The organism is Duganella alba, assembly GCF_009674495.1.
Taxonomy (GTDB): Bacteria; Pseudomonadota; Gammaproteobacteria; order Burkholderiales; family Burkholderiaceae_D; genus Rugamonas; species Rugamonas alba.
The window spans coordinates 1-8,495 of the sequence record NZ_WKJN01000067.1; the positions used below are offsets into that span (position 1 = coordinate 1).

At 65.0% G+C, this 8,495-nt stretch carries 9 protein-coding genes and 1 pseudogene; 9 read left to right on the plus strand and 1 reads right to left on the minus strand.

Going from position 1 to position 8,495, the window contains the following annotated elements; all coding sequences use genetic code 11:
• The 3 genes from fliK to GJ695_RS28925 form a co-directional block, all read left to right on the plus strand.
• A partial coding sequence (gene fliK, locus GJ695_RS28915) for a flagellar hook-length control protein FliK (protein ID WP_166455422.1) occupies positions 1-832 on the plus strand: 832 nt, incomplete at its 5' end.
• A complete protein-coding gene (locus GJ695_RS28920; protein WP_154361511.1) occupies positions 829-1,161 on the plus strand; it encodes an EscU/YscU/HrcU family type III secretion system export apparatus switch protein in 333 nt (110 codons plus the stop codon). The genes fliK and GJ695_RS28920, both read left to right, overlap by 4 nt.
• A 15-nt stretch (positions 1,162-1,176) precedes the next feature.
• Positions 1,177-1,935 carry a flagellar brake protein gene (locus tag GJ695_RS28925; RefSeq protein ID WP_154370545.1) on the plus strand — a complete coding sequence of 253 codons (759 nt, stop codon included), beginning with the start codon at positions 1,177-1,179 and terminating at the stop codon, positions 1,933-1,935.
• A gap of 95 nt (positions 1,936-2,030) precedes the next feature.
• Here GJ695_RS28925 and fliE read toward each other — a convergent pair whose 3' ends face one another.
• Positions 2,031-2,375, minus strand: coding sequence for a flagellar hook-basal body complex protein FliE (gene fliE, locus GJ695_RS28930; protein ID WP_154370546.1), 345 nt, complete (start codon positions 2,373-2,375; stop codon positions 2,031-2,033).
• A 227-nt stretch (positions 2,376-2,602) separates the two neighbouring features.
• Here fliE and fliF point away from each other — a divergent pair, with 227 nt between their 5' ends.
• From fliF to GJ695_RS28960, 6 genes and pseudogenes are all read left to right on the plus strand, one after another.
• A complete protein-coding gene (gene fliF, locus GJ695_RS28935) occupies positions 2,603-4,351 on the plus strand; it encodes a flagellar basal-body MS-ring/collar protein FliF (RefSeq protein ID WP_154370547.1) in 1,749 nt (582 codons plus the stop codon).
• Positions 4,344-5,342: a flagellar motor switch protein FliG gene (gene fliG, locus GJ695_RS28940; RefSeq protein ID WP_072781382.1), complete on the plus strand. Its 999-nt coding sequence runs from the start codon at positions 4,344-4,346 to the stop codon at positions 5,340-5,342. The genes fliF and fliG overlap by 8 nt, the downstream gene beginning before the upstream one ends.
• Entirely contained in the window at positions 5,342-6,097 is a 756-nt protein-coding gene (locus tag GJ695_RS28945; protein ID WP_154370548.1) for a flagellar assembly protein FliH, read from the plus strand. The genes fliG and GJ695_RS28945 overlap by 1 nt, the downstream gene beginning before the upstream one ends.
• Before the next feature lie 2 nt (positions 6,098-6,099).
• Positions 6,100-7,500 carry a flagellar protein export ATPase FliI gene (fliI, locus tag GJ695_RS28950; protein WP_154370549.1) on the plus strand — a complete coding sequence of 467 codons (1,401 nt, stop codon included), beginning with the start codon at positions 6,100-6,102 and terminating at the stop codon, positions 7,498-7,500.
• Between the two features lie 34 nt (positions 7,501-7,534).
• Positions 7,535-7,975 carry a flagellar export protein FliJ gene (fliJ, locus tag GJ695_RS28955; RefSeq protein ID WP_154370550.1) on the plus strand — a complete coding sequence of 147 codons (441 nt, stop codon included), beginning with the start codon at positions 7,535-7,537 and terminating at the stop codon, positions 7,973-7,975.
• 29 nt (positions 7,976-8,004) lie between these two features.
• Positions 8,005-8,495, plus strand: a pseudogene (locus GJ695_RS28960) (flagellar hook-length control protein FliK); the annotation flags it as partial.

Sequence of the window (8,495 nt, forward strand, 5' to 3'; positions counted from 1 at the left end):
CGCCGCCCCGCTGACGGCCGGCGATGCCGGCGCCGCCGTCCCGGCCGACGCCGTCAAGCCGCAAAGCCTGGCCGCCACCCTGCTGGGCAAGGCGCCGCTGATCCCGGCCCACGAACTGCCCGAACTGGGCGCCAACACGCCGCAGCCGGTGCTGAGCAGCGCCGCCCGCGCCCTGACCACGCTGCTCAGCACGGCGCAGGCCGGCCAGACCTCGCAACTGGCGCTGATCGGCAAGACCGCGCTGTTCGGCAACGCCGCGCCGGACACCGGCGAGCTGGCGCAAAAGCTGCAGGACACCATTTCCAAGAGCGGCCTGTTCTACGAATCTCACGTGGCCGAATGGGTCAAGGGCGACCGTCCGCTGGCCGACCTGATGCGCGAGCCGCAGATGCAGCGCCTGCTTCAGCAAGGCAACGAAACAGCCGCCCGCGCCGCCACCAGCGGCCCCGACCTGAGCGCGGCGCAGATGGTCAACCAGCAACTGCACACGCAGGAACAGAACCGCGTGCTGTGGAACGGCCAGGCCTGGCCGGGCCAGGAAATGCAGTGGGAAGTGCGGCGCGACCAGCGCGAAGGCGGCAAGGGTGGCGGCGACGCCGAGGGCGAACCGGACCAGATCTGGCGCAGCGGCGTGCGCTTCCGCCTGCCGCTGCTGGGCGCGGTGTCGGCGGCGGTGACGCTGATCGGCGACCAGGTGCATATCCAGGTCCAGACCGGCAGCGACAGCAGCGCCGCCACCTTGCGCGCCTGGGCCGGCCAGCTGGAAGGCGCGATGCAGGCCGCCGGCGCCCCGCTGTCGTCGCTGAGCATCACGCGCGAGGACGACGCATGAGCGACGACACCCCGCGCCGGCCGCTGCCGCAGGCGGTGGCCCTGGCCTACGACACCGGCCAGCCGGCGCCCAAGGTGGTGGCCAAGGGCCGCGGCCTGGTGGCCGAGCAGATCATCCACGTCGCCCAGGAAGCCGGGGTCGCCATCCACGAGTCCAAGGAGCTTGTCTCGCTGCTCATGGATGTTGACCTTGATCAACAAATTCCACCAATGCTGTATCGCACGATTGCGGAACTATTAGCGTGGCTATATCATATTGAAGCAGCGCAAAAGTCTGGCAATCCCCTGCCACCCGCACCGGACACCAGTATCCCTTTGACCGAAATTTGACTCGACTGGTAACAGATGTACCCACACTTTCAGGATGCGGAATTGGAAAACTGGCACGACTTTGAAGTCGAATCGCGGCGGGAGATTTTTGCCCTGTTGCGTGGCATCGGCGAGAAAAACCAGTTGATCCGCATGCTGATCAAGGGCGAGTCCGATGTCTGCGTGACCTCGATCCTGGAGGTCGACGAAGCGGCCAACGCCGTCTACCTCGACTGTTCGATCGACCAGGAGCAGAACAAGCGCGTGCTGGCGTCGCGCCAGGTGTCGTTTGAAACCACGCTGGACAAGGTGCGCATCCTGTTTGGCGCCGACCAGGTGGAAGCGACCACTTTTGAAGGCAATCCGGCGTTCCGGATCGCCATTCCGGCCTCGCTGATCCGCCTGCAGCGGCGCGAGTACTACCGCATCGCCACGCCGGTGACCAATCCGGTGCGGGTGCTGATCCCGCTGCCGGCGGAACTGGGCGGCCCGACCACCTTCCCGCTGGCCGACATCAGCTGCGGCGGCATCTCCATCCTCGACAACAAAATGATTTTGGGGAACGCCATCGGCAAGGATTATCCGGACTGCCGCATCGAGCTGCCGGAAATCGGCCCGGTGGCGACCGCGCTACAGGTGCGCAATTCGCTGGACCTGACGCTGCTGAACAACAAGACCAACCGCCGCCTGGGTTGTGAGTTCATCAACATCCCGCGCGGCGCGCTGGCCGCCGTGCAGCGCTACATCACCAAGCTGGAACGCGAACGCAACGCCCGCATCGCCGGCCTCAGCTAACCTCCGGGGTCAGGTCCCCCATTTCTACACGAGCTGGGCTGTAGCGCACGCTACAGCCCAGCTCGTGTAGAAATGGGGGACCTGACCCCGGAGTTTTATACCTGCATGTTCATGATGTCGTGATAGGCCGAGACCAGCTTGTTACGCACCTGCAGCGTGGCCTGGAAGTTGATGCTGGCCTTTTGCTGGGCGATCATCACGTCCGACAGGCTGACGCTGTCGTCGCCCATCGCAAATTTCTTGCTCATGCCGTCAGCGTCCACCTGGCTGGCGTTGACCGCGTCCAGCGACTTTTTCAGCGCATCCGAAAAATCCGCCTTGGGCATGGCCGTCGGCTCGGTCTGGATGACCGGCGGCGTCAGGCCCGGCCGCGTGGCGTGGGCCTTCAGCTGCGCGATCATCGACTGGATCTGGCTGCTGTCTATTCCACCTGTAATCATTGCTTCTCCTGTTATTGCTTTCGTGAAATAATCTTCACGAGGTGTCCGAGCCTGGCGTTACAATACGGAACGCCTTTATCAGTGCTGACAGAATACCAATGGCAACACCAGCCCCCAGCATCGAGCAGGACCGTAAATGGCACGCTGTTCGGGGTATTGAATTTCCAGGTTACAAGCAATAATGGCGGTATTCCTTCAAGAACCCTCGTATTCGGGACCCAACCATCATGGCCGTAGCGGAAGAAATCGATAACGCCACAGCAGGCGCGCCAGACGACGGCGCCGAGAAACTGCCCTTCATCCAGACGCCGATGGGCCGCAACTTCCTGCGCGCCGCCGGCGCGGCGGCGGTCGTCGCCATCCTGATCGGCCTGTGGCTGTGGAACAAACCGCCGGATTACGCGGTGCTGTTCTCCAACTATACCGACCGCGACGGCGGTGCCATCACGGCCGAGCTGGACAAGATGAACGTCAAGCACAAGTTCTCGGACAACGGCACCGCCATCCTGGTGCCGACCGACCAGGTGCACGACATCCGCCTCAAGCTGGCCGCCCAAGGCTTGCCGAAAGGCGGCAACGTCGGCTTCGAGCTGATGGAAAACCAGAAGCTCGGCGTGTCCCAGTTCCTCGAACAGGTCAATTACCAGCGCGCGCTGGAAGGCGAACTGGCGCGCTCGGTGATGTCGCTGGCGCCGGTGGAAAACGCCCGCGTCCACCTGGCGCTGCCGAAACCGTCCGTGTTCGTGCGCGACCAGCAGAAACCGACCGCCTCGGTGATCGTCACGCTGCATCCGAACCGCATGCTGGACCAGCAACAAACCGGCGCCATCGTCCACCTGGTCGCCTCCAGCGTGCCGGATCTGCTGCCGGCCAACGTCACCGTGGTCGACCAGGCCGGCAATCTGATTTCCGACCAGAACAAGCCGGGCAACGGCGTCAACGCCAAGCTCGACGAGCAGCAGCTGAAATACGTCAAGGATTTGCAGACCCAGGTCATCAAGCAGGTCGAATCGATCGTCATTCCTATCGTCGGCGAAGGCAATGTGCGCGCCGAGGCGGTGGCCGACGTCGACTTCGCCCAGATCGAGCAGGCGTCCGAAAACTACAAGCCGAACTCGCCGCCGGCGGCCTCGGCCATTCGCAGCCAGCAGAGCAGCGAAACCTCGGGCGGCGGCGGCAACGCCAATCCGGGCGGCATTCCGGGCGCGCTGTCGAACCAGCCGCCGGGCACCGCCACCGCGCCGCTGAACCAGACCGCGGCCGCCAACGGCCCCAACGCACCGGCGCCCGGCACGCCGCCAGGCGCCCTGCCCGCCAACGGCGCCGGTGCCGGCACGCCCAGCCACAAGGAATCGACCACCAATTACGAAGTCGACAAGACCGTGCGCTACGAGCAACGCGGCATGGGCGGCCTGCGCCGCATGACGGTGGCGGTGGTGGTCAACTACAAGCGCCTGGTCGATAAGGACGGCAAAGTCACGGTAAAAGCCTATACTCCTGAAGAGATGGCCAAGATCAATGATCTGGTCAAGCAGGCCATGGGCTACAACCAGGACCGTGGCGACGCCGTCAGCGTCGCCAACTCGCCGTTCGACGGCGTCGACAAGCCGTTCGAAGCGCCGCCGGACTGGTGGCGCGATCCGGCCAACTTGCCGATGGCCAAGGATCTGGCCAAGTTCCTGATCACCGCCCTGATCCTGCTGTACATTGTGATGCGCATCGTGCGCCCGATGATGCGCCCGGTGTTCAAGAAAATCGACGAGATCAACGCGCCGGAGCCGGAACCGGAAGTACCGGAAGAGGAAGTCGAGGACGGTCCGGACGAGGCCCTCATCGCCGAAGAGGAATTGCGCAAAATGGAAGAAAACACCGCGCGTGGTTACCGCGAAAACCTGGCCATGGCCAAGAAACTGGCGGTGGAAGACCCACGCATCGTGGCCAACGTGATTAAGGAATGGATAGGCGCCAATGACTGAGAATACCGGACTGCAAAAAGCCGCCATCCTGATGCTGGCGATGGGCGAAACCGAGGCTGCCGAGGTGATGAAATTCCTCGGCCCGCGCGAAGTGCTGAAACTCGGCGCGGCGATGGCCACCATGAAGAACGTGCCGCACGAGGAAGTGGTCGGCACGCTGGACAACTTCCGCGACATGGTCGCGGCGGCCTCCACCGTGGGCCTGGACTCCGACGAGTACATCCGCCAGGTGCTGACCAAGGCGCTCGGCGACGACAAGGCCTCGGTGCTGCTGTCGCGCATCCTGGGCGGCAAGGACGCGTCCGGCATCGAGTCGCTGAAGTGGATGGATTCGCAATCCGTGGCCGAGCTGATCCGCAACGAGCACCCGCAGATCATCGCCACCATCCTGGTCCACCTGGAGCGCGACCAGGCCTGCGAGATTCTCGGCAACTTCACCGATCGCCTGCGCAACGACGTCGTGCTGCGTATCGCCACGCTGGACGGCGTGCAGCCGGCCGCACTGCGCGAACTGAACGACGTGCTGACCAAGCTGCTGTCGGGTAACGAAAACATCAAGAAATCCACGCTGGGCGGCGTCCGCGCGGCGGCCGAGATTCTCAACTTCATGTCCGGCGAGCAGGAAAGCTCGGTCATGGACAACATCAAGAACTACGACAACGACATGGCGCAGAAGATCATGGACGAGATGTTCGTGTTCGACAACCTGATCGACATCGACGACCGCGGCATCCAGCTGCTGCTGCGCGAAGTGCAGTCGGAAATGCTGATCATCGCGCTGAAGGGCGCGTCGCAGGAACTGCGCGACAAGATCTTCAAGAACATGTCGGCGCGCGCTTCGGAAATGATGCGCGAAGACCTCGAATCCAAGGGCCCGGTGCGCCTGTCGGAAGTGGAAACCCAGCAAAAGCAAATTCTGCAAATCGTGCGCCGTCTGGCCGACGAAGGTCAGATCGTGCTTGGTGGCAAAGGTGAGGATTCCTTCGTTTAATGGCTATTCACAGCAAAGAAGCGCAGCCGGCGTTCAAGCGCTGGGAGATGACCTCGTTTGGCGACGAGCGTCCCAGCACGGTCGCGCTGCGCGAAGCCGAACAGCGCGAGATCGACGCCGAGAACGCCCGCCTGGAAGCGCAGCAGCGCGTGCACGAAGCCTTGCAGGCGCAGCAGGAACAGATGGAAATGGGCCCGCCGATGCCGCCGCCCATCGAATACCCGACCGTCGAGGAACTGGAAGCCATCCGCGAAGCCTCGCGCAAGGAGGGCTATGACGAGGGCCACGAGGCCGGCCGCGCCGACGCCATCGAGGCCGGCAAGGAAGCCACGCGCGAGGAACTGCAACAGGTGCGCCTGTTGGCCGACAATTTCAGCAACGCGCTGCGCGACGCCGACCAGCTGATCGCCAACGACGTGCTGGACCTGGCGCTGCAACTGGCCAAGGGCATGCTGAAGAACGCGCTGGCGGTCAAGCCGGAGCTGATCCTGCCGATCGTGCGCGACGCCATCGAATACCTGCCGGTGTTGCAGCAGCCGGCCCTGCTGGTGCTGCATCCGGACGACGCCGCCACCGTGCGCGCCGGAATCGGCGAGGAACTGGACAAGGGCGGCTGGCGCGTGGTCGAAGACCCGTCGGTCGGCCGCGGCGGCTGCAAGGTCGACACCGCCAGCAACACCATCGACGCCACCGCCGCCGCGCGCTGGCAGCGCCTGAGCCACGCGCTCGGCAAAGAAGTGGACTGGCTGGGCTGACCATGGACGCCGTCGCCAACCCGCACGCGGGCCGCTGGAAAACCTATCTCAACGATTGTGCCGAAGTGCTCAACTTTGTCGAGCCGATGCAGGTATCGGGCCGCGTCACGCGCGTCGCCGGCCTGGTGATGGAAGCGGTCGGCCTGCGCCTGGCGGTCGGCGCCGCCTGCACCGTGCCGCTGCCCAGCGGCGGCAAGATCGAGGCCGAAGTGGTCGGCTTCGAGGGCGACAAGCTGTTCCTGATGCCGCAGTCCGACGTCGAAGGCGTGGTGCCGGGCACCCGCGTCTTCCCGGTCGAGCCGGCCATCCCAAAGCCGGGCACCGTGGCCCATCCGCGCCGCCGTCCGAGCGACCGCGCGCGCCACCTGCCGGTCGGCCCGGAACTGCTGGGCCGCGTGGTGGACGCCGCCGGCCGCCCGCTGGACGGCCTCGGCCCCATCAACGCCGTCGACAGCGCACCGATCAACACCCGCCCCGCCAATCCGCTGGGCCGCGCGCCCATCGTCGAGACGCTGGACGTCGGCGTGCGCTGCATCAACGCCATGCTGACCGTGGGCCGCGGCCAGCGCATGGGCCTGTTCGCCGGCTCCGGCGTCGGCAAGTCGGTGCTGCTGGGCATGATGGCGCGCTACACCGAGGCCGACGTCATCGTGGTCGGCCTGATCGGCGAGCGGGGCCGCGAGGTCAAGGAATTCATCGAACAGATCCTCGGCGAAGACGGCCTGGCGCGCTCGGTGGTGGTGGCGGCCCCGGCCGACACGCCGCCGCTGATGCGCCTGCAAGGCGCGGCCTACAGCACCGCGATCGCCGAGCACTTCCGCGACAAGGGCCAGAACGTGCTGCTGATCATGGATTCGCTGACCCGCTACGCCATGGCGCAACGCGAGATCGCGCTGGCGATCGGCGAGCCGCCGGCCACCAAGGGCTATCCGCCGTCGGTGTTCGCCAAGCTGCCGGTGCTGGTCGAACGCGCCGGCAACGGCGAACTGGGCGGCGGCTCGATCACCGCCTTCTACACCGTACTGACCGAGGGCGACGACCAGCAGGACCCGATCGCCGACTCGGCGCGGGCGATCCTGGACGGCCACATCGTGCTGAACCGCCGCCTGGCCGAGGCCGGCCACTATCCGGCCATCGACATCGAACAGTCGATCAGCCGCGCCATGCACTCGATCACCTCGCACGAACACCAGACCAAGGCGCGCCAGCTCAAGCAGCTGTTCTCGCGCTTCGAGCGCAGCCGCGATCTGATCAGCGTCGGCGCCTATGCCGCCGGCACCGACCCGGTGCTGGACCAGGCTATCCAATCGCATGATCGGATAGAAAATTTCTTACAGCAACAAATCACGGAACGGGTCACCATGGGCGAGAGTTTGGGGCAATTGACCTCTCTATTCGACTGATTGACCGGGCTGCACGCTACTTATAATTGTCACCATGGCTTCCAAAGCGCAATTAGAAACCCTGATGGACCTGGCGCGGCGCGATACGGACGACGCCGCCAAGCGGCTGGGTATCGCCCTGAAAGCCGTGGACGAGGCCAAACAGAAACACGACATGCTGGTCGGCTTCCGCGAGGAATACATCAAGCGTTTCGAAGCGGCGCAGCAGGCCGGCATCACGCCCATGGCCTACCGCAACTTCGTGGCGTTTATCGACAAGCTGGAAGTGGCGATCCGGGGCCAGCTGGAAATGATCAAGCATGCGGAAAACCGCAGCACCCAGGAAAAAACCGCCTGGCAGAACAGCGAGCGCAAGCGCATGTCCTATTCCACCCTGAACGACCGCGCCGACGCTGCGGCGCTCAAGCTGGAAAACAAGCGCGACCAGAAAGCAATGGACGAGCACGCAGCAAGGCAGGCGTACTACAAACGATGACGCATTAACTCACTCATACGGCGCGAAACATGCAAACCAACAATATTCAGCTTCCCAACCTCTCCGCCAATGCAGTGGCCGCGCCCAAAGTCAACCTGAACCTAAGCGCCGGCGGCGACAACAACGCCTTCAAGCAAGCCCTGTCGCGCGAGATGGAGCAGCGCCAGGCCGGCAACAGCACCAGCAGCAACCAGCCGTCCAAGGCCGCCGAGCGTCCGAACGCCTCGCGCGCCTCCGCGCCCAAGCAGCAGGCCGCACCGGCCAAGCAGCCGCAAAACGACGACGACGCACCGGCGCCGCAGGCCAGCAGCAATGACCCTGCCGCCGCCCCGGCGCCGGTTCCTGCCAGGACCGCCTCTTCCAGCGACAGCGACAGCAGCAGCGCCGACAGCGACAACAGCGACGCCCAGGCCGCGCAGGCTGCCGATCCGGTGGCCGACATGCTGGCCCTGGTGGCTGCCTTCAACCAGCCGGCCGCCCCTGCCGCCACGCCGCTGCCTGCCGCCGACGCCGGCAGCGC

Excerpts from the sequence above, each read along its gene's own strand:
- GJ695_RS28920 (WP_154361511.1), top strand. The coding sequence starts at position 829 with ATGAGCGACGACACCCCGCGCCGGCCGCTGCCGCAGGCGGTGGCCCTG.
- GJ695_RS28925 (WP_154370545.1), top strand. The coding sequence starts at position 1,177 with ATGTACCCACACTTTCAGGATGCGGAATTGGAAAACTGGCACGACTTT.
- fliE (WP_154370546.1), bottom strand. The coding sequence starts at position 2,375 with ATGATTACAGGTGGAATAGACAGCAGCCAGATCCAGTCGATGATCGCG.
- fliF (WP_154370547.1), top strand. The coding sequence starts at position 2,603 with ATGGCCGTAGCGGAAGAAATCGATAACGCCACAGCAGGCGCGCCAGAC.
- fliG (WP_072781382.1), top strand. The coding sequence starts at position 4,344 with ATGACTGAGAATACCGGACTGCAAAAAGCCGCCATCCTGATGCTGGCG.
- GJ695_RS28945 (WP_154370548.1), top strand. The coding sequence starts at position 5,342 with ATGGCTATTCACAGCAAAGAAGCGCAGCCGGCGTTCAAGCGCTGGGAG.
- fliI (WP_154370549.1), top strand. The coding sequence starts at position 6,100 with ATGGACGCCGTCGCCAACCCGCACGCGGGCCGCTGGAAAACCTATCTC.
- fliJ (WP_154370550.1), top strand. The coding sequence starts at position 7,535 with ATGGCTTCCAAAGCGCAATTAGAAACCCTGATGGACCTGGCGCGGCGC.